This is a genomic window from Brevibacillus sp. SIMBA_040 (genome assembly GCF_046535075.1).
In the GTDB taxonomy this organism is placed as follows: Bacteria; Bacillota; Bacilli; order Brevibacillales; family Brevibacillaceae; genus Brevibacillus.
Map to the genome: position 1 here is coordinate 1 of NZ_JAWRXI010000350.1, position 246 is coordinate 246.

Sequence of the window (246 nt, forward strand, 5' to 3'; positions counted from 1 at the left end):
TTTTCCAAGCATAATTAGAAGAAGATCGTAATTTCCTTTGTTTGTAATGTTGGTAAGGTCATTTTCAATATCGGTTGAAGCTTTAAAAAGAGTCGTAACCTCAAGATTAAGCTCATTAGAAGTCTCTATTACATCCTTAAATTGTTCTTTTTCATAATTATCAATATCAAAGGCGTGAAGCTCATCAATAGGCGCAATGTTCATTGCTGTTACGCTTTTATTCCCATTCATTTTATGGGTTAAGTT

Annotated in this window: 1 protein-coding gene; it reads right to left on the reverse strand. The window is 32.1% G+C overall.

Annotated elements, in window-relative coordinates; all coding sequences use genetic code 11:
* A partial coding sequence (locus tag SB752_RS33080) for a hypothetical protein (RefSeq protein ID WP_410719608.1) occupies nucleotides 1-246 on the reverse strand: 246 nt, incomplete at both ends.